Here is a 19,858-nt window from a genome sequence, read left to right as displayed (position 1 = left end):
CCGCACGAGGGTACCCGCCCGCCCGGCCGCCCCGGCCGGGCGGTCGCCCGTTCGGCGGTCGGCCGCGGTCAGGAGGCCCCAAGCTCCTCGCGGAGCAGTGCGGCGGCGCCCGCCATCGCGCGCATCTTGCCCTCCGCGGACTCCCTCGGCAGGTACTTCATCCCGCAGTCGGGGGCGATGACGATCCGCTCGGGCGGGACCCGGTCGAAGGCGCGGCGGACGCGCCCCGCGACGGTCTCCGCCGCCTCCACCGCGTGGTCGGACAGGTCGATCACCCCGAGGATGATCGTCTTCTCGCCGAGGTCGGCGAGCACCCCCAGGTCCAGGCCCGACTGCGCGGTCTCGATGGAGACCTGGTCGGCCGGGCAGCCGGCCAGCTCGGGCAGGAACGAGTAGCCCTCGGGGCGTTCGTGGATGATCGCGGCGTAGCCGAAGCAGATGTGGACCGCCGTCGTGCCGGTGATCCCGTCGAGCGCCACGTTCAGCGCCGCCAGCCCGTACGCGCGGGCGGCGTCCGGGCGCGCTTGCATGTAGGGCTCGTCGATCTGCACCACGTCCGCCCCGGCCGCGAACAGGTCGGCGATCTCGGCGTTGACCGCCCCGGCGTAGGCCATGGCCGCCGCCTCGACGTCGGGGTAGTGCTCGTTCTGCGCCTGCTGCGACATCGTGAACGGACCCGGCACCGTCATCTTGATCGTCCGGTCGGTGTGCGCCCGCAGGAACCGCACGTCCTCGACCTCGATCGGGTGCGGCCGGCGGATCGGCCCGGCGATCCGCGGGACGGGGTTCGGGTGGCCGCTGCGGTCGAGCGCCGTGCCCGGGTTGTCGATGTCGACGCCCTCCAGCGCCGTGGCGAAGTGGTTGGAGTAGCTCTCCCTGCGGATCTCCCCGTCGGTCAGGATGTCGAGCCCGGCCTCCTCCTGCGCCCGGATCGCCAGCAGCGTGGCGTCGTCCTGGGCCTGGGCGAGGAGGCCGGGCTCGACACGCCACAGCTCCGTGGCGCGGACGCGCGGCGGGAAGCGGCCTGCCAGCCTCGAACGGTCGATCAGCCATTCCGGCTGGGCGTAGCTGCCGACCAGCGACGTGGGCAGTAGCGGCAACGCTGCCATGAACGCTCCTCGATGTCGGGGGCGGCCGCGCGCGGGGCCCGCCGGTCAGGCGCCGGCGAGCGGGGTGCCGTAGGTCTCGCCGAAGACGATCTCGTCGGCCGGGGCGCGGGTCAGCTTCGCCGGGAAGCCGTGCTCGGGGTAGCCGACCGCGATGTGGGCGGCGGTGATGACGCCGTCCGGGATGCCCAGCAGTTCCTTGACCTGCGGCTCGGCGTGCACGAGGAGGGTGGTCAGGGCACTGGCCACGCCCTGGTCGCGCAGCGCGAGGCAGAAGTTCTGCGCGGTCGGGTAGATGGATCCGCCGCCCACGACGCTGAACCGGTCGAGCTCCAGGTCGGTGGGGTGCAGGCCGTCGATCTCCGCGCACAGCACAACGATGGCCGGGACCTCGTGCAGGTGCTCGGCGAAGTGGTCGGCGTCGGTGACGGCCTTCGGCAGCGCGCCGACACCGATGTCGCCGGTGCCGATGCCGCCGAGGTAGGCCTTCCAGGGCGCCAGGTACCACTCGGCCAGCTGCCGCTTGCGGTCCTTGTCGCGGACGACGACCCACCGGACGGGCTGGCGGTTGCCGCCCTGCGGGGCGAACCGGGCGGCGTCGAACGCCGACATCAGAACCTCGTCCGGAACCGGGTCGCCGCGGAAGTAGCGGCACGTGCCCGTTGTCTTCATGGCCTCGATGACGTCCATGTCACCTCTCGGGGGGTTCAGGTCAGGTCGGATCGGGCGGGGCTCAGATCTTTCGGGGGTTCAGATTTTCGGGGGTTCAGAGTTTCCGGCCGACAGCGCCGTACATCCAGATGAGATCCAGGTCGGAGGTGACCTCCCCTTCGGGACGCCAGAGGGGGGTCTGGACGATCCCCGGCTCCAGCAGCTCGAACCCCTCGAAGATGCGCTCGATCTCGGCCTTGCGCCGCGCCACGGCCGGGGCCTTGGCGCGGTTGTAGGTACTGGCGACCTGGTTCGCCTGGTCGCCGCGGAAGTCCTGCGTGGGGTGCGAGAGCACCAGGTAGCCCCCCTGGGGCATCGCGTCCCGCAGCGTGGCGACGATCTCGTGCGGCTCGCGGTCGGGGACGAACTGCAGGACCGAGACGAGCATGACCGCGAGCGGCTGCTCGAAGTCGATCAGTGCGTTCACCTGCTCGTCGGCGACGATCGCCTCGGGTTCGCGGACATCGGCCTGCACGACGGCCGTGCGGCCCAGCCCGTACGCGCTGAGCAGGGCTCGCGCGTGCACGAGGACGATCGGGTCGTTGTCGACGTAGACGACCCGGGTGTCGGGCGCGATCTCCTGGGCGGTCTCGTGGACGTTGCGCTGGGTCGGCAGCCCGGCGCCGATGTCGAGGAACTGCCTGACGCCGGAGCGCACCAGGTGGCGGACGGCGCGTTCCAAAAAGGCGCGGTTCTCCCGCGCGATGGCGCGGATCTCCGGCGCGACCTCCAGGGACGCTTCCGCGGCCCTTCGGTCGGCCTCGTAGTTGTCCTTCCCGCCGAGGTAGTAGTCGTACATCCGGGCGGGATGGGCGACGTCCACGTTCAGTTCGACGGGAGCCCGCTCGTCGTTGGTCACCGTCAGGCCTCCGCAGCGTGTGCCGACCACCACCGCGGGGGGACCGCGGCCGCTCCTCAAGATCTTATGGCGTTCCCACCGCCCGTGCGTCGAAAATACCAGGAGTCGACCGAAACCGGTTCTGGAGCGCTCACCATGAGCCTCGCGAAATGTTTCGACTGACGCCCCGGCCCTGCATGCGTGGCCGATCAGAGCCCGCATCCCATCCCCGAAGGGGATCAGCAGGAAATAGGTGGTTGACGAAAGGGTCCCCGGGGGTTACTTTCCAGTCGGCTCTCGAAAATTCTCGAAAAGTTTCGAGTTCGCGCAGCTCCCCGTAGTGAGGAGACAGTCGATGGGCAGTCCGCGCCGGATGTGGAAGTCGCTCCCGGCCCTCGTCCCGACCGTCATCGCCGTGCTCGTCATCGCCGTGACCGCCCCGCCCGCCGCGGCCCTGCCCGCCGATCCGCGGGCCTCCCGCCCGGGTCCGGGCCACGACGGGCCCGCCGACCCGTCGTCCTACATCTCGTTCGAGGACGGGCGCGGATACTTTCCCCTGGTCGCGGACGGGAAGGCCGCGCCACTGGTCGTCAGCGGCGCCGACCACGAGGGCGTCGTGCGGGTGGCGGGGGACCTGCGGTCCGATATCGAGCGGGTGACCGGCGAGCGCCCCGCGCTGTCGGCCGATGGCGAGGTTCCGAGGGGAAGCGCCGTCGTCATCATCGGCACGATCGGCGAGAGCCCGCTCATCGACCGGCTCGTCGCGTCCGGGAAGCTGGACGTGAAGGACGTCCAGGGCAAGTGGGAGACCACCCTCGAACAAGTGGTGGACAACCCGGTGCCGGGCGTCCGGCGCGCCTTCGTCATCGCCGGCAGCGACCAGCGCGCCACCATCTACGGCGCCTATGACGTCTCCAAGAACATCGGCGTCTCCCCGTGGTACTTCTGGGCCGACGTCCCGTCACGGCGGCGCGACGAGGTCTATGTGAAGCCGGGCCGTCACACCCAGGGGACACCGGCCGTGAAGTACCGGGGCTTCTTCATCAACGACGAGAACCCGGCCTTGAACCGGTGGGCGCCGAAGTTCTTCGGCGAGGGGAAGGCCGAAGGCTTCCCGAACGGCTTCAACGCGGACTTCTACGCCAAGGTCTTCGAGACCATGCTGCGGCTCAAGGCCAACTACCTGTGGCCGGCGGTGTGGGGACGCGCCTTCGCCGAGGACGACCCGCTGAACCACGCGACCGCGAAGAAGTACGGCGTGGTGATGGGGACGTCCCACGAGGCGCCGATGATGCGCGGCATCGAGGAGTGGAACCGGCACGCCGTCCCCGCGGAGCGCGACGAGAACGGCGACATCACCGAACCGGGCAGCGACCCGTACGGCGGGACGGGCGAGTGGAGCTTCCGCCGCAACGCCGACGCGATCAAGAAGTACTGGCGCGGCGGCGTCCAGCGGATGGTCGACGAGGACTTCGAGGGCGTCGTGACCATCGGCATGCGCGGCAACGGCGACGTCGGCCTGCCGGACGGCGACGGCATCGAGCTGATGCAGGACATCATCGCCAGTGAGCGCGAGATCCTGGAGCAGGTCACGGGCAAGGCGGCGTCCGAGACCCCGCAGGTCTGGACGCTCTACAAGGAGGTCCAGCGGTACTGGGACCGGGGCATGCGCGTCCCCGACGACGTGACCGTCGTCTTCACCGACGACAACTGGGGCAACATGCGCAAGATGCCCGAGCGGAACCTGCCGGAGCGCGCGGGCGGCTACGGGCTCTACTACCACTTCGACTATGTGGGCGGCGGCCGCAACTACAAGTGGGTCGACACCGCGCAGCTCACCAACACGTGGGAGCAGCTCCACCAGTCCTACCGGTACGGCATCCGGAATCTGTGGGTCGCGAACGTCGGCGACATGAAGAGCAACGAGCTTCCGCTCCAGTTCTTCCTCGACTACGCCTGGGACCCGGACCGCTGGCCCCTGCACAAGCTCGGCGAATGGGAGCGGCGGTTCGCCGCGCAGAACTTCGGGCACGGGCAGGCGGGAGAGATCGCCGAGGTGCTCAACGGTTATGGCGACCTGCAAGCGCTCCGCAAGCCGGAACTGCTCAACCGCCGCATCACCGTCGACCCTGAGAAGGACCTTTCCACCGACCCGTCCGCGGTGGTCTACGACGACGAGGAGACGCCCTTCTATCTGAACCGGTACCAGGAGATGGACAGGGTCACCGCGCGGTGGCGGGCGCTCGCCGGAAAGGCCGATCGGATCCGCCGCCGATTGCCCAGGGAGTACCAGGACGCCTATTACCAGCTCGTCCATTACAGGGTGAAGGCGACGGCCAACCTGTACGAACTGCGGAAGGCGGAGTTCACGAACATCCGCTACGCGGAGCAGGGACGGGCGGCCACCAACGGCCAGGCCGACCTCGCCGAAGCCCGCTTCGCCGAGGACCAGGCGATGTCGAGGTACTACGACACCGGACTCGCGGGCGGGAAGTGGAACGGCTTCCAGAGCCAGCCGAAGATCGGTTACGGGGACGTGGAGCGCTACGGCCCGAACGCGCCCTGGCAGCAGCCGGAGAAGGACAATGTGGCCCTGCCGGACAAGATCTTTCCCGAGGTCAGGCGGATCGAGGTGCCGGACGGCTCGGAGATGGGCGTGGCCATCGACGGCTCCGGCAAGTGGTGGCCCGAAGCGGAGTCCGAGGCCGTCCTTCCGGAGTTCAGCCCCTACCAGAGCGGGCCCCGGCAGTACATCGAGGTGTTCAACCGCGGCACCGACCCGTTCGACTACCGGATCACCCCCGGCGAGCCCTGGGTGAAGGTCACTCACGCCGAGGGCCGCGTCGACGAACAGCAGCGGGCGACGGTGTGGATCGACTGGCGGCGTGCGCCGGAGGGAACCAGCCGCGTGCCGATCGAGATTTCCGGGCCCGGCGGCCGCACCGTGACCGTCCAGGCGGTCGTCGACAAGCCCGGATCGTTCAGGCCCCGCGGTTTCCTGGAGGCCGGCGGCTACGTCTCGATGGACGCCGACGGCTACACCCGGGCCACCCGCACGGACGTCGCCCGCTGGAGGCGGCTCCCGGGAATCGGCCGCACGGACGCCGGAATGGAGCCGTTCCCCGTCACCGCGCCCAGCCAGGAGCCGGGCGAGGGCCCGCGCCTGGAATACGACATGACGCTGACCACGACCGGGCCGGTGAGGATCTGGGCCTATCTGTCCCCGAGGAACAGCGTCCTGTCGACCGGGGGGCTGAAGTACGCGATCTCGCTCGACGACCAGGAGCCGCAGGTCGTGAACATCACCGAGGCGACCGGCGCGAACGACACCACGATGAACAAGCAGTGGGAGAGGAACACCTCCGACAACGTCAACCGCACCGTGACGACGCACACCGTCAGCGGACCCGGGACGCACACCCTGAAGTTCTGGATGGTCGATCCGACCGTCGTCCTGCAGAAGCTCGTGGTCGACACGGGAGGCCTGCGGACCTCCTACCTCGGTCCCCCCGAGAGCCGCAAGACGCACTCCTGAGGAGGCGCCAGGCACGGCAGCGGTTCCCGGGCCGCCGTGCCGGTGCGCTTCCGGGGCCGGTGCGCTTCCGGGGAAGGTCCGGCGAGCGGGAGATACATCCGCCGTCATGGGTAGGCCGGAGGAAGCCGGACGCGTCGGCATGAAGTCGATCAGCCGGACGGTGACACGGCATCGGCCGGACGGAGCAGGCCACCGACCTGTTCGGGCGCCTCCTGGACCCGCGCAGCGACCTGGGCCTGCTCAGTGAGGAGTACGACACCGCCGCCGGGCGGCAGGTGGGGAACACCCCGCAGGCGTACTCCCATGTCGGGCTCATCAACACCGCACGGCATCCCGGCGGCGGTCATCCCACCTGGCTGGAGCAGGCCCGGTCGTCGCGCACGTGACGGCCGGCGTTACAGCGACCGGCGTTACAGCGACCGGCGTTACAGCGACCGGGGTTACAGCGACCGGGGTTACAGCGACGGGACCATGACCGTTAAAGTCATGCCCTGATGCGCCGGGGTTTCGTCCGGTCGGCATGAACGTCCGTCGATGTCTGAAAGATCCCGGTTTATGACGACTCTCCTGCTGGTCTTCGCCGCGATGCTGCTGCTCGCGGTGCTGGTGTCCGCCTTCGTCCACCGCACGGTCATGTCGACGGCCGTCCTGTTCCTGGTGGGCGGCTTCCTGCTCGGCGAGGGCGTCGGTGACGTCCTGCACCTGTCCCCCGACGACGAGATCGTCAACACGCTCGCCGAACTCGCGCTGTTCGCGGTGCTGTTCACCGACGGGATGAAGGCCGGCTGGAAGGAGGTGCGCGGCGCCTGGCGGCTTCCGGGCCGGGCCCTGGCCGGGGGCCTGCCCCTCACCCTGCTCATCACCGCGGCCCTCGCGCACTACGTGGTGGGGCTCGGCTGGATCGAGTCGCTCCTGATCGGCGCGGTGCTCTCCCCGACCGACCCGGTGTTCGCGGCGGCCCTGATCGGCAACGAGAAGGTGCCGCCCCGCCTGCGCCGCCTGCTGAACACCGAGTCCGGGATCAACGACGGGATCGCCCTCCCATTCGTGATCATCTTCCTGGCGATCGCCCAGGGCTCGGGGGACCTGCACATCGACGAGCTGGCGATCGAGCTGGCCCTCGGCGTGGTCATCGGCGTGGCGGTACCGCTGGCGGCACTGGCGCTGGAGCGCACCCGGCTGTTCGCGGTCGCGCCCAAGTTCGAGCCGCTGAACGCCCTCGCGATCGGGATGCTCGTCCTCGCGCTGTCCATGGCCACGCACGGCAACCTGTACATCGCCGCATTCGCGGCCGGTGTGACGGTCGCGACCGTCGGCGACCACTACAAGGAGTCGTTCGAGGAGTTCGGCGAGCTGATCGCCGAGCTGTTCAAGCTCGGCGCGCTGCTGGTGTTCGGCGCGCTGCTGTCGCCGCAGTTCCTCAGCGAGGTCGGCTGGTCGGGCTGGGTGTTCGCGGTGCTGGCCCTCGTGGTCGCGCGTCCGGTGGCGCTCTGGGTGTCGTTCCTGCGCTCGAAGCTCAGTACCCGGGAGCAGATCGCGGCGATGTGGTTCGGGCCCAAGGGGTTCGCCTCGGTCGTCTACGGGCTGATCGTCCTGGAATCGGGGATCGCGGCCGCCGACGAGATCTTCCACCTCGTCGCAGCGACGATCGCGCTGTCGATCCTGGCGCACTCGTCCACCGACGTCATCGTGGCGAAGGGCTTCGACAGCGAGGAAGAGGTCCCCGCCTGGTTCGACCACGACGACGACCCGGACGAGGAAAAGACCCCGGACGACAGAAAGGGCCCAGACGGCAAAAGGGCCCCGGAGGACAAAAAGGGCTCAGGCGGCAGAGGGAAGGACGCGGCCCAGCCCGGGAAATCGCCACCAGCGTCGCCCCCCGAGGCATCCGAGCCATCAGGGGCATCGGGATCGTCCAGCAATTGAACCTCCCCACAAAATCATCCATTTCCACGTGATCGCCGCGAGGCGGGCCTCCCGATATCGCGGAAATCATGCGGGAAAGCAGGCCGTGCGGCCAAGATGCGGGCATGACCTTCCCGCTGATGCACGGGTACGACCACATCAACGTGGTCGCCGAACTCGACCCGGTCGCGGCCGTGCGCGACCGGGAACTCGGCGAGCGGATGCTGCGCTATCCCAAGATATTGCCCGCCGGCTCCCCCACTTTCGGGCATGCAGTGCAAATCGGAAAAGAGTGGAGAATTGGAGCCCTCGGCTCCGATGATCCGTCCGCGGCCCGGTACGGCCTGGCCATCGACCTCCGGACGGAGGCCGCCGGGGAGAAGGACCCGGGGACCGCCGAGGCCATGCTGGCCGCCGCCGCCCGGCTCGACCCCGAGGACGGCGACCAGCTCGCCAAGGACGAATGGGAGATCGGTGACCGCCGGTACCGGATCATCCGGGTCGAGAAGTTCATCCTGATCGGCGACCGCGTCATGGAGCCGCCCCGCTCCACCGACGCCGACCTCGCCTCCGACGGCCTGCTGCGCGACCACCCGGTCGACCCTCCGGCCCCGTGCGGGCAGTGGGAGGCGCAGCTCCGCCTGAACCTGGTCGCGCGCATGCCCGTCCCCGGCAGCGTCCCCGACGAGGTCCGCGCCGAGGCCCGGCACGCGATCCAGACCCACCCCGGCGTCATACTGCTCCCGCCCACGTTCATCGTCCTGGAGATCGACGGCGACTCGTGGGCGCCCCTCACCGGCGGAGACACCCCGGACGAGGCCCGCGCCCGGCTGGCCGGGCACTTCACCGGCCTGCTCCCCAGGCTCCGCGAGTTCCAGGGCGACCCCGCCACGCCCGCCGAACTCGCCGAGTGGACCGCGCTCGCCACGGAGATCGACGCGTCCCCGGGCCACCGCATCACCGTCCGCGGCCGCGAGTTCCGCATCGTCCGCGTCTCCCAGGCACTCCGCCTCGGACGCGACGGCCCCGAGTCCCCCCGCCCCTGCGACCAGGACCGCTACGGCCTCACCGGCGCCGCCGACCTGTGAACCGCGTCGCCGCCCCCGGCGTCAACCGATGTTCACGTTTCCGTGCACGTCGCGGAGCTGAACGACCCTGGCCGCCTGGCCGTTCAGGACGTTGACCACGCCGTCGCCCGTGGCTGCGGCATTGGTCTGCGCCTGGTTCCACAGGCTGCGCGCCTCCGCTCCGAACTCGGGGTCGTCGGCCATGAGGTGCTCGATGGCGGAGGCGAGGGTCCCGACCCTCTCGGGCGTCGGGTCGTCGGTGGCCCTCACCAGGGCCTCCTCCTCGGACGGACGCCCCCGGACACGCTCGCGGACCCGCCGGGACAGCTCGGCCACAGCGGCCCGGACCGGCTCCCCGGCCACCTCCACGGCCTTGCCGGCCATGGCGGTGGCGATGGCGACGGTCATCGGATCTGTCACCGTCCCAGTTCACCACGCCGGGCCGGGCACGGACAATCGCCATTTTGACCGGTACCACATAAACGGCATGACCAAAATTGCAAATACCGTCCACAGTTACTTTAAACCGAACACCCAGGTACGTTAGCCACAAAGCAGGCGATCAACGACGCCGCCGAGCAATGGGATGGATGGAACGTGCAGTCTCCCGACGAACGGGACCGGTGGACCAACGAACTGACGGGGAGGATAGCGGGTTCCAGTGTCCAGGCCGGGTCCATCGCCGGCGGCGTGCACATCACCGCGCCCGGCGCGGCTCCCCTCCCCGTCCCCGCGCAGCTGCCACCGCCCGGGCTGTTCGCCAACCGGCGCAGCGAGCTGCGGCGGCTGGCCGCTCTCGCGGAGCACCCGGGGCTCGTGGTCCTCACCGGCCCCGGCGGCGTCGGCAAGACCACGCTCGCTCTGCGGTGGCTGCACGAGCTCAAGGACGGCTACGAAGGCCAGCTGTTCATCGACCTGCGCGGCTTCTCCGGCGCCGGGCCGCTCTCGCCCGACGAGCCGCTGGAACGCTTCCTGCGCGCCCTGGGCGCGGCGCCGGAGAGCATCCCGCCCGGCACCGACGAGCAGTCCGCGCTGTTCAGGTCCATGACGACCGGGCGTCGCCTGGTCGTCCTGCTCGACAACGCCGTCTCGGCCGCACAGGTCCGCCCGCTGCTGCCCGGCGCCGGAGGGTCGCTGGTCGTGGTCACCTCGCGGCACCGCCTGACCGGGCTCGTGGTGGACGGCGCACGCTTCCTGGACGTCGACCCGCTCGGCGAGCCGGGGGCCCTGGAACTGCTGGAGCACCTGATCGGGGCGGACCGGATCGGAGCCGAACGCGACCACGCCCGATCACTGGTCGCGCTCTGCGGCACCCTTCCGCTGGCCGTCTGCGCGTCCGGTGCCCGCCTGGCGGCGCGGCGGCGCTGGCCGATCGCCCGCGCGGTGGCCGAGCTCGGCGACGAGACCAGGCGGCTCTCCGCGCTGCGCACCGGCGAGGGCGACATCTCGGTGAGCGCCGTCTTCAACACCTCCTACCAGGCGCTCGACGGTGAACACGCGGCGGCCTACCGGCTGCTCGGCGTCCATCCGGGGCCCGATCTCTGCGCCGCCGCCGCGGCGGCCCTCATCGGGACCGACGAGGAACGCGCCGCGGAACTCCTGGACGGCCTGGTGGACGCCAGCCTGCTGCTCGACGGCCCCGGCGACCGGTACCGCTTCCACGACCTGGTCCGCCTGCACGCGCGGAACGCGTCCCCCGCCCCGGCACCGGACCGCGGGACGGCGTTCGCGCGGCTCGCCGGCTGGTACCTGGCGACCGCCGTCGCCGCCGACCTCACCCTGATACCCGGACGCTGGCACCTCGGCGAGCGGTACGCGGCACCGCCGGACGACCTCTTCGGGTCCCGGGCCGAGGCGCTGGAGTGGCTCGAACGGGAGCGGCCGAACCTGGAGGCGGTCGCGCAGGAGGCGCACGAGACGGGGCGGCACGCGATCACCTGGCAGATCTCCGAGGCGATGTGGCCGCTGTTCCTCCAGCGCAAGCACTACCCGTCATGGATCCGGACGTACGAGCTGGGGCTCGCCGCCGCCGAGTCCTGCGGCGACCTCAAGGCGCAGGCGCGGATGCTGGAGGGGCTCGGGGTCGCCCGCCTCAACCTCCAGGACTTCGGCGCCGCGACCGGCCACTACGAGACCGCCCTCGCCCTGGAGCGGCGGACCGGCCACCGGCTCGGCGAGGCGTCCGCGCTCGAAGGACTCGGCGTCCTGGCCCTAGCCACCGGCGCCCCGTCCCACGCGACCGAACTCTTCACCCTGGCGCGGGACGTGCACGCCGATCTGGAACGTCCGCGCGGGATCGCGCTGATGGACCGGCACATCGGCGAGGCGCTCAGCGCGGCCGGCCGGCACACCGAGGCCGAAGAGACCCTGACCGGCGTGCTGGAGACGTTCACGCTCCTGGACGAGCCCTACCACCGGGCGCGGACCCTCACGTGCCTCGGCCAGGCCCGGCTGCGGGCCGGACGCCCCGACGGAGCCGCCGCCGCCCTCCGCGAGGCGCACGACGCCGCGCGGGAGATGGACGCGCCGCACGTGGAGGCCGACGCGCTGCGCGAGCTGGCCCGGGTCGCGGAACGGCTGGGCGACCCGGCCGAGCGCCCGCTCCTGGAACGGGCGCTCGCCATCTACACTGCGCTGGGCTCTCCCCAAACGGCCCAGGTCACGGCACGGCTCGCCGATCTCCCGGCCGCGCCACCCGGCGATCCCGGATCCGCACCATCGTGACGGCGTTCCCGCGGACGAGGGTGAGCCGGGTGAGCGTCCCCACCGGCCGTCCGCCCGCCACGAGCCAGGCGTGCAGGGCGGACGCGTACAGGGCCGCGTCGGCGGGCGGGCACGTCCCGCCGAGCACCGGATCGAGCCGCGCCAGCAGGTCTCCGGCCGCCACCCGGCAGCCCCGCCGGGTGACGGTCGCCGCGACGAGGCAGCCCGGGTAGGCCGCCAGGAGCCGGGCCGGGTCCCCGGACCGGCCGACGATCACGTCCGCGCACGCCAGCCAGGCGCGCGGGGTGGCCTCCGGTCCCGCGACGAGGTGCTCGTCGCGGGGCGGCGGCCCGGAACCGCCGGCGGGCGAGCGCCGCAGCGCCAGCACCCGCCCGCCGATGAGCACGCGCACCGGTCCCGGCAGGTCGTCCCAGACCCTCACGAGCGCGACCATCACGCCGCCCTCGAAAGGCCGGGAAGCGGGAGCGGGACGGGCTCGACGTCCGGCGGCCGTTCCCGGTCCGGCAGCCGCAGCAGCCGGTACATCTCCCCGCGGATGAGGCGGGCCGCCTCCCCCGGCCGGGAGCTGATGGCGCCCCGCATCGCGGCATGGATCCGTCCGGAGTAGGCGTGTGCGGCCTCCTCCAGCTGCGGGGCCAGCGGCCGGTGCCAGTCGACGCGCGGCGCGATCGCGCCGAGCCCGGCGACATGGGTCCCGGGCGCCACGGCGTCCTCCGGGAAGGCGCCGAGCAGCACCGGTACCCCGAGCGCGGCGCCGTAGCAGGTCACGGACCCGTGGTCGCCCACGAGCACGTCGGCGGCGACCAGGCCCGCCCGCCATCCCTCCTCCGGAGGGAACAGCCGGACACCGAGCCGCCGGCATTCCGCGTGCCAGGCCATGACCTGGCGCTTTCCGTGGTAGGCCCATACGTTCGGATGCAGGGCCGCGACGATCCGGTACCGGTCGCGCGGCAGCTCGGCGGCCACGCGCAGGAGCAGGTCCGGGCGGCGGCCGAGCAGCGAGTCCCCGTTCCAGGTGGAGCTGACGAACACGAGCCGCTGCCCGGCCCGCACACCGAGTGCGCGGCGGTACTCCTTCCGGTACGGCAGGCTGGCCAGCAGCCGGTCCAGGCACGGGTCACCGCCGGCGAACGCCACCGGACGCGCCTCGGGGCATTCGTGTTCGAGCATCTCCAGATGCCGGTCGTGCGCCAGGACGATCGACGACGGCACGACCCGCCCGGCGACGACGAGCCGTTCCCTGATCAGCCCGGTCACCGGACGCGCGGCGGCCGGACCGGCGCCGCGCAGGCGCGGGAGCAGCTTGCCCGGGCCGGCGCCGTGCAGGACGGTCATGACCGGCCCGTGCAGGTTCTCCAGCATCCCGTGGCTCGCCGCCACGACGAGGTCCCACCTGGTCCCGACCGCCTGCCGCCAGGGGACCACGAGGCCGCCGAGGTCGCGCAGGTGCCGGTCCACCCCTCCGGTGAAGACCGACGCCGGCGCGGCCGTGTACGCGACCGCGACCCGCAGGTCGGTCTCCAGCAGCGGCATGACGTCGGCGAGCCGGGTCGCCGACGTCATGTGGTGCGCGACGGCGAGGACCGTCCGCTGCGCCCGCACCGTCGACCCCCTCAGGGCGTCCAGGCCGAACGGGCCCGGCACCCACGCGTCCGCCGAGAAGGTCATCTCAGCCTCCCTGGGGGACGTGGCCGAGCGGCTCCCCGTCCCGGCAGCCGATGCGGAACGGCGGCGAGACCGGGTCCGCCACCGGGATCGTGGCGGGCTGCGGCAGCCGCAGCAGCCCGTACATCAGGCTGCGCATGTTGCGGTCGAACCGTCCCGGCTCGGACGTGATCCGCCCGGCGACCGGCCGGACCCGCTCCGGACGCCACCGCGCCGCCGCCTCGGTCAGCTGCGGAAGGACGGGCCGGTGCGCCGCGAGCCGCACGGCGAGAAGGCGCAGCGCGTCCCCGGGCTGGGGCCCGGTGATGAGCACCGGGACCCCGGTGAGCGTCCCGTACCTCGTGACCCGGCCCGGGGGCCCGATGATCCAGTCGGCGGCGACGAGGGCCGCGCGCCAGTCCGCCTCCGGCGGCAGGAGCCCCAGACCGTTCCGCAGGTGGACGGCGAGCCCCGGCCCGCCGGGGGACGGGTCGCCGCCCGGCTCGGGGACGCCGAGGACGTCGTACCGGTCGCGCGGCAGTTCGGCGAGCAGGCGGCGCACGACGTCCGCCGGCCGGCGGCATGTGCACGCACCGGCGCCGCCGTCCGCCGGCAGGGCCACCACGACGAGCCCGCGCCGCCCGCCGACGCCCAGCGCGCGCCGGTAGAAGTCGCGCAGCGGCAGGCTCGCCACCAGCCGGTCGTGGTCGGAATCGCCGACCACCACCGCTCGGCCCTCCTCGGCGTCGGGCGGGCGGTCCAGGTGGTGGGCGTAGGTGAACACGGCCGGCGCGGGCCGGTGCGCGACGGCCGCCGGGATCGTTCCCGGCAGGGCGATGAGCGGCGCACCCGGCGAGCGTGCGGGAATCCGGTGCGCGGTGACGACCAGGCCGACGTCACCGTCCGCGAGTCCGGACCAGCGAAGCGGTGCCGTGCCCGCGTCCTTGAGCATCATCTCCACGGCGGCCGCGGACGGCCCGGGGGCCGCCGCGAAGAGCACGCGCAGCCGCGGGTCCGCCCCCGCGAACCGCGCCACGTCCAGTGCGGGCTGCCCCGGCACGGGCGAGCCCACCACGATCAGCACGGTGCGCCGTTCCCCCGGCCGCCCCCACCAGCCGGGGTCGGCCCCGGTCAGGGCCCGGCGCCATTCGAAGCCTGTCATCCCCGTACGACCCTCCTTCGACCTCGGATGCCGCCACCATCCGTCCCTCCGTCGCGGATCGAATTGATCCGCCTCCGGAATCGAGTGTCGTTCGGGGACCTTGACGAAAACTTGCAATCGTCCTGACTCGGTAAGTAGTGGGGTTCCGGGATGACTGGGGGAAACGTGTCCACGCTCTAGCAATGTGGTACACGCGATGACAAAATCGGCGCAGGAGGAGATTTCCACAAAGGGGAACCGGTGGAGTTCCGCGTCATAGGCCCCGTTGAGCTGTGGATCGACGGCCAGCGGCGAGACCTCGGAACGACCAAGGAACGGTGCGTCCTGGCCGCGCTGCTGCTCAGCCCGCGGCAGCCCGTGCCCGCCGAGACCCTCATCCGCCGGGTCTGGGACGACGCCCCGCCGGCCAAGGCGCGGCAGAGCCTCTACTCCTACATGACACGGCTGCGGCGCCGTCTCGACGGGGTGGAGGGCGCGGCGCTGCTGTCCCGGCACGGCTCCTACCGGATCGACGTCGCCGACGAGTCGGTCGACCTGCACCGTTTCCGGCTGCTGCGCGACCAGGCGCGGGCCATCGCCGAGAGCGGCGACGAAGAGTACGCCCTCGACCATCTTCGCAGGGCCGCCACGCTGTGGCGGGCGGACCCGCTCGCCGACCTGAGCGGAGGCTGGGCGGAGCGGACCCGTCACGTCCTGGAGCAGGAACTGCTCACGGCCACGTTCGAGCGCGTCAACCTGGAGTTGCAGCGCGGTCATCACGCCGACCTCGTGCGCGAGCTGTCGGACCTGGTGGAACGCCATCCGGAGGATGAGCGCCCGGTCGAGGGGCTCATGCTGGCGCTCTACCGCTCCGGGCGGCAAGCCGAGGCGCTGGAGGTCTACCGGCGCACCCACGACCTGTTCGTGACGGAGTCCGGGACCGAACCGGGCTCCGCGCTGCGCGACCTCCAACGGCGAATCCTGCGGAGCGATCCGGCGCTGCTGCGCGTCCCCGGCACCCGGCTCGGCGTCGACCGGCCTCCCCGCGTCCTGCCCCACGACGTCCCGCGGTTCACCGGACGGGACGAGGAGCTGCGTCAGCTCCTGGCCGTGGTCCCGGACGAGGGCGCCCCGGCGGGATCCGCGGCGACCGTCCTCGCCATCGACGGCATGCCCGGGGTCGGCAAGACGGCGCTCGCCGTCCACCTCGCGCACCGGCTGGCCGGGGAGTTCCCCGACGCTCACATCTTCCTCAAGCTGCACGCGCACGACACCAGGCAGGGCCCGGTCGATCCGGCGGACGCGCTCGACACGCTGCTCCGCATGATCGGCGTCCCCGCGGCCCGGGTGCCACGTGCGCTGGACGAGCGCGCCGCACTGTGGCGGTCCCAGCTCGCCGGCGGCCGCGCGATCATCGTGCTGGACGACGCCGCCGAGCACGAGCAGGTCAGGCCGCTGCTGCCCGCGTCCGCCGGCTGCCTGGTGATGGTGACGAGCCGGCGCCGGCTGACCGGGCTGCACGAGGCTCTGCCGCTGTCACTGGACGTGCTGCCCGTCCAGGACGCCGCGGCCCTGTTCACGGGGCTCTCCGGCCCCGGGCGCGCGGAGCCCGCCGCCGACGTCGCCGCCGTCGTCGACCGCTGCGGCCGGCTGCCCCTCGCGGTGCGGATGGCGGCGAGCCGGCTGCGGCACCGCCGCGCCTGGCACGCCGCCGACCTGCTCGCCCGGCTGACCCCCGGTGACCGGCTGGACGAGCTGCGCGACGAGGGACACGAGATCACCAGGGTGTTCGAGCTGTCCTACCGCGGGCTTCCGCCGCCGCTGCGGGACGCGTTCCGCGCGTTGGCGCTGCATCCCGGCCCCGACCTGACGGCGCACGCCGCCGCGGCGGCGCTCGCCCGTCCCGTCCGCGAGGCCGAGCGGATCCTCGAGGATCTCCTCGACCGGAACCTGATCACCGAGTCGGCCGGGGGCCGCTATCGATTCCACGACCTCGTGCACGACTACGCCGACCGCCTCGCCCGCGAGAGCGACCCCGAGGAGGAGCGGCGCCGGACCGTCCACCGGATCCTGGACTTCTACCTCGCGGCGGCGGACCGTGCGGACCGGCGGCTGTTCCCGCACCGGCCGGCGGACGGCATCCGCATCGTCCATCTTCCGCCGGGCCTGCCGCCGCTGCCGGACGAGGCGGCGGCCGCCGAGTGGTTCACGGCCGAGCACGACTGCCTGCTGAACGCCGCCGCCGAGGCCGGCCGGATCGGCTTCCCAGGACAGGCCCCCCGGTTCGCCCGCGTGCTCGCCGGGCATCTGGAGTCGCGCGGCCACTGGGACGCCGCGGCGCGGCTCCATGCCCGCGCGGTCGAGGCGCTGCGGGAGTCCGGCGACCGGCCGGGCACCGCACGCGCGCTGGCCGACCTCAGCCACATCCGTTTCCGCGGCGGCATGTACGACACCGCGATGGACGAAGCGGAAAAGGCACTGACGATCTACCGCTCACTCGGTGACCGCCGGGCCGAGGCGCATATTCTCGGACGCATAAGCCTTGTCCATTGGCATTGCTCCCGCTTCTCCGAGGCCCTTTCGTGCTGCCGGGAGGCACTCGATATCCAACGCTCCCTGGGAGACCGGCACGGCGAGGCCCGGAGCCTCGACCACATCGCGATCTTCCTGGAGTTCACCGGCCGCTACCGCGAAGCCGAACGCCTCCGCCTCGAATCCCTCGCGATCTTCACCGAGATCGACGACCCGCACGGCCACATGATGGCGCTCAACAACATGGGCGACCTGATGATCCGCATGGGCGACGTCGAGCGCGCGGTGGAGTACTACGAGCGGACCACGGCCTCGACCGGCCTCGACCGCCAGCACGAGGCCATCTGGCTCATCAACACGGCCAACGTCCATCGCCGCACCGGCGCGCACGAAACGGCGCTGACTAATTATCGCAGGGCTTTGGCCATATCCATGGAACTGGGAGACCGTCGTAACCAGGTCGAGACTTTGATCGGCATAGGCGCCACTTTCCACAATACCGGGCGATACGCCGAGGCACTGATCCACCACGAGCGCGCCCTGGCCCTTTCCCGGTCGATAAACGAACGCTACGAGGAAACCCTCGCGCTCCGCCACCTGGGCGAAACCCTCACCGCGTCCGGCCGCTACCCGGCTGCCGTCGACCACCTCCGCCAAGCCCGTTCCTTGGCCGCCCGGATAGGCGTCCCGTACGAAGAGGCAAAGGCCCTGGAAAGCCTGGGCACGGCACTCCTGCACGTCCAGGGCGACGACGCCGCCCGCGACTGCTGGCACCAGGCGATCCGCCTGTTCGACACCCTCGGCCTGGCTGAAGGCACCCACCTCCGTGCCCGCCTACGCCAAACCGGACAGAACACCGGAACCTGAACGCCTTTCTAGAGGCCCACTCTATTTCGCCGGGACGGTCGCAACAAAACCGCATCTCCGACTGTCAGCGCGAACCACACGAAATCCCCCCTGCGACCCAACGCTCTCGCTATGATTGACCATCCTCCGGGACAGACCCGGCTATTCACACAAATAGGACAGGATCTCAATGAAGAGATTTCTCGTCACGACGGCCAGCACGGTCGCCATATTGGTGGCCACGAGCGCCTCACCGGCGAACGCGGCCAGGGCCGTCCACATGACGGCGGCCCCAAGCTGCGAGGTGCAGAAGACAAAGGTCCACATGACCGGCTGCCCCATCTGAGCCGGCCGACCGGGAGCGGGTGGGAGGAGGCTCCGTCCCACCCGCTTCCGACGTTCCGTGGCCCCGGCGCCGGGTTGAGTCGGCCGCCTCCCGCCCTACGAGGGATGGGGGGCACGCGCGCAGACGGGGGACGCGCTCCACACAGCGGGACAGTCCAGGGGTGCGACGGCACGGGCGGTTCGTCCACATGGGGCAGGGGTGACCCCCACGCCCCGGGGCGGGCGCCCGATCCGGCTCCCGGTCCCGGTGGTCTCCGAGGACAGGGTGTCAAGGGGATGGGCGTTGGAGCGCCGAGTTCTTGGGCGTGCCGCACGGTCTCGGTGCGGAACGTCTCGTCACCGGTCGCGCGTCCGACTTCGCAGGTCGTGTCGCTGATCAGCGACAGAGGATAGCGACTCAGCTCCGATGGTGGCACGGGCAACGGTCACCTGGACCACTCCGACCGGGCTTGCCGGTTGGAGATGGCCACGCAAACCGCCGCCTGCGCAACGTCCTGTCACGGATACGTCCTACGTGCGCCGTCCTCCGCGGGGACGCCGCTGGCCGATCGATAGCCGTAGGCCGAGGCCCCCGGTCCTAGGCGAGGGGGTCGAAGATCTCTTCGGCGGTCCTGGTCCACACTGGTCCACACGAACGGCTTCGATTGGTGGCGCGGACGTCGGCTTCAAGGACTTGGACACTTTGTGGACGCCGCACTGGGTGAGTTGGGTGGTGAGGCAGGCGGACCAGTGCTCGACCTGGTTGAGCCAGGCAGCCCGGTCGGGGTGAAGTGCACGTGGAAGCGGGGGTGGCGGCCAGCCACTGATGGACGAGCAGTGTCTTGTGGGTGGCCAGGTCGTCGCAGACCAGATGCACCTCCAGCAGGCGGGCACGGCGCCTTGTCGATCGCGACCAAGAGTCCTTGAACTGGGTCGCGCGGTGTCGGCGGTGCAGTTCGGGCACCTTGGGGCCCCGGCCGACTCGGGCACCTGTCCTCGCCGTCGACCCAGCTGGACTCCACAGCGGATTTTAGGCGCAGAACACTAGCGAGAAGGTTTCAATATTCTCACCTGGAATCAGGATACGGGGAGTGGTTGTTCGATAACATTGAGTCATGTGTTCGACCGATGGGATCGATGTGGCGTCGATGTCCACCAGTGAGCTGGTGGACGCGGCGGTAGCGATCGCGGCCGAACTCGCCCAACGCCCGGCGCCTGACTCGCCGGCGGTGTGCATGGGGGACGCCGAAAGCCTGGCCCGAGCCACCGACCTGAATGAAGGTACCCTGGCGGCTTTGATCGGCAGGGTGGACGCGTCGAGAGAGATGCGCCGCTGGGGATACCCATCCACACGGAGCTGGCTGCGCTCGCGGCTCGGCATGCGCGAGGCCCGCGCCAAGGAACGCCTCAACCTGGCCCGGCAGCGCCACCGCCTCCCCAACGTCACCACACGACTCGCCCGCGGGGAACTCTCCTACGGCTACG

14 protein-coding genes and 1 pseudogene are annotated in these 19,858 nt (G+C 71.4%); 7 read left to right on the top strand and 8 right to left on the bottom strand.

The features are described 5' to 3' along the window. Positions 1–68: 68 nt before the first annotated feature. The 3 genes from E1281_RS16780 to E1281_RS16770 all read right to left on the bottom strand — a co-directional run bounded on the left by E1281_RS16780 (position 69) and on the right by E1281_RS16770 (position 2,676). Entirely contained in the window at positions 69–1,109 is a 1,041-nt protein-coding gene (locus tag E1281_RS16780; protein ID WP_131879206.1) for a 5-methyltetrahydropteroyltriglutamate--homocysteine methyltransferase, read from the bottom strand. A gap of 45 nt (positions 1,110–1,154) precedes the next feature. Next, a complete protein-coding gene (locus E1281_RS16775; protein WP_131879204.1) occupies positions 1,155–1,796 on the bottom strand; it encodes a nitroreductase family protein in 642 nt (213 codons plus the stop codon). Between the two features lie 76 nt (positions 1,797–1,872). Beyond that, positions 1,873–2,676: an SAM-dependent methyltransferase gene (locus E1281_RS16770; RefSeq protein WP_243717027.1), complete on the bottom strand. Its 804-nt coding sequence runs from the start codon at positions 2,674–2,676 to the stop codon at positions 1,873–1,875. 334 nt (positions 2,677–3,010) lie between these two features. On the opposite strand from E1281_RS16770, the gene E1281_RS16765 reads away from it, so the two are divergent. The 4 genes and pseudogenes from E1281_RS16765 to E1281_RS16745 all read left to right on the top strand — a co-directional run bounded on the left by E1281_RS16765 (position 3,011) and on the right by E1281_RS16745 (position 9,183). Further along, positions 3,011–6,190, top strand: a complete 3,180-nt coding sequence (locus E1281_RS16765; protein ID WP_131879200.1) for a glycosyl hydrolase 115 family protein — start codon at positions 3,011–3,013, stop codon at positions 6,188–6,190. Between the two features lie 170 nt (positions 6,191–6,360). Then, positions 6,361–6,576 (top strand): annotated as a pseudogene (locus E1281_RS16760) (glycoside hydrolase family 15 protein); the annotation flags it as partial. Positions 6,577–6,745: 169 nt separating this feature from the next. Beyond that, positions 6,746–8,116 carry a cation:proton antiporter gene (locus E1281_RS16750; RefSeq protein ID WP_131879197.1) on the top strand — a complete coding sequence of 457 codons (1,371 nt, stop codon included), beginning with the start codon at positions 6,746–6,748 and terminating at the stop codon, positions 8,114–8,116. Positions 8,117–8,220: 104 nt separating this feature from the next. After that, the gene (locus E1281_RS16745; protein WP_131879196.1) at positions 8,221–9,183 is read left to right on the top strand and encodes a DUF5954 family protein; all 963 of its coding nucleotides are present in this window, start codon (positions 8,221–8,223) and stop codon (positions 9,181–9,183) included. Between the two features lie 21 nt (positions 9,184–9,204). On the opposite strand, the gene E1281_RS16740 is transcribed toward E1281_RS16745, so the two are convergent. Further along, the gene (locus tag E1281_RS16740; RefSeq protein ID WP_131879194.1) at positions 9,205–9,570 is read right to left on the bottom strand and encodes a hypothetical protein; all 366 of its coding nucleotides are present in this window, start codon (positions 9,568–9,570) and stop codon (positions 9,205–9,207) included. Positions 9,571–9,759: 189 nt separating this feature from the next. Between E1281_RS16740 and E1281_RS16735 the strand changes: the two genes are divergently transcribed. Further along, on the top strand, positions 9,760–11,886 hold the full coding sequence (locus E1281_RS16735; RefSeq protein WP_131879192.1) for a tetratricopeptide repeat protein: 2,127 nt from the start codon (positions 9,760–9,762) through the stop codon (positions 11,884–11,886). Here the strand turns inward: E1281_RS16735 and E1281_RS16730 are convergent. The 3 genes from E1281_RS16730 to E1281_RS16720 are packed head-to-tail and all read right to left on the bottom strand — an operon-like array spanning position 11,822 to position 14,692. Further along, positions 11,822–12,319: a hypothetical protein gene (locus tag E1281_RS16730; RefSeq protein ID WP_131879190.1), complete on the bottom strand. Its 498-nt coding sequence runs from the start codon at positions 12,317–12,319 to the stop codon at positions 11,822–11,824. The two genes, E1281_RS16735 and E1281_RS16730, sit on opposite strands and share 65 nt — an antisense overlap. After that, positions 12,319–13,554 (bottom strand): hypothetical protein, encoded by a 1,236-nt coding sequence (locus E1281_RS16725; protein WP_131879188.1) that lies wholly within the window; start codon positions 13,552–13,554, stop codon positions 12,319–12,321. The genes E1281_RS16730 and E1281_RS16725 overlap by 1 nt, the downstream gene beginning before the upstream one ends. 1 nt (position 13,555) lies before the next feature. Beyond that, on the bottom strand, positions 13,556–14,692 hold the full coding sequence (locus E1281_RS16720) for a hypothetical protein (protein ID WP_131879186.1): 1,137 nt from the start codon (positions 14,690–14,692) through the stop codon (positions 13,556–13,558). Positions 14,693–14,932: 240 nt separating this feature from the next. Between E1281_RS16720 and E1281_RS16715 the strand changes: the two genes are divergently transcribed. Then, positions 14,933–18,070: a tetratricopeptide repeat protein gene (locus tag E1281_RS16715; RefSeq protein ID WP_131879184.1), complete on the top strand. Its 3,138-nt coding sequence runs from the start codon at positions 14,933–14,935 to the stop codon at positions 18,068–18,070. A 141-nt stretch (positions 18,071–18,211) separates the two neighbouring features. On the opposite strand, the gene E1281_RS16710 is transcribed toward E1281_RS16715, so the two are convergent. Next, on the bottom strand, positions 18,212–18,391 hold the full coding sequence (locus E1281_RS16710; protein ID WP_131879182.1) for a hypothetical protein: 180 nt from the start codon (positions 18,389–18,391) through the stop codon (positions 18,212–18,214). Positions 18,392–19,488: 1,097 nt separating this feature from the next. Here E1281_RS16710 and E1281_RS16705 point away from each other — a divergent pair. Further along, on the top strand, positions 19,489–19,858 hold a 370-nt coding region (locus E1281_RS16705; RefSeq protein ID WP_131879180.1), incomplete at its 3' end, for a DUF222 domain-containing protein.

This window comes from Actinomadura sp. KC345 (assembly GCF_004348515.1).
Lineage (GTDB): Bacteria > Actinomycetota > Actinomycetes > Streptosporangiales > Streptosporangiaceae > Spirillospora.
This window is presented reverse-complemented; position numbering and strand designations above follow the sequence as displayed.

Coding starts and splice junctions, on each gene's coding strand:
- E1281_RS16780 (WP_131879206.1), bottom strand. CDS start 1,109: ATGGCAGCGTTGCCGCTACTGCCCACGTCGCTGGTCGGCAGCTACGCC.
- E1281_RS16775 (WP_131879204.1), bottom strand. CDS start 1,796: ATGGACGTCATCGAGGCCATGAAGACAACGGGCACGTGCCGCTACTTC.
- E1281_RS16765 (WP_131879200.1), top strand. CDS start 3,011: ATGGGCAGTCCGCGCCGGATGTGGAAGTCGCTCCCGGCCCTCGTCCCG.
- E1281_RS16750 (WP_131879197.1), top strand. CDS start 6,746: ATGACGACTCTCCTGCTGGTCTTCGCCGCGATGCTGCTGCTCGCGGTG.
- E1281_RS16745 (WP_131879196.1), top strand. CDS start 8,221: ATGACCTTCCCGCTGATGCACGGGTACGACCACATCAACGTGGTCGCC.
- E1281_RS16740 (WP_131879194.1), bottom strand. CDS start 9,570: ATGACCGTCGCCATCGCCACCGCCATGGCCGGCAAGGCCGTGGAGGTG.
- E1281_RS16730 (WP_131879190.1), bottom strand. CDS start 12,319: ATGGTCGCGCTCGTGAGGGTCTGGGACGACCTGCCGGGACCGGTGCGC.
- E1281_RS16725 (WP_131879188.1), bottom strand. CDS start 13,554: ATGACCTTCTCGGCGGACGCGTGGGTGCCGGGCCCGTTCGGCCTGGAC.
- E1281_RS16720 (WP_131879186.1), bottom strand. CDS start 14,692: ATGACAGGCTTCGAATGGCGCCGGGCCCTGACCGGGGCCGACCCCGGC.
- E1281_RS16710 (WP_131879182.1), bottom strand. CDS start 18,391: ATGGGGCAGCCGGTCATGTGGACCTTTGTCTTCTGCACCTCGCAGCTT.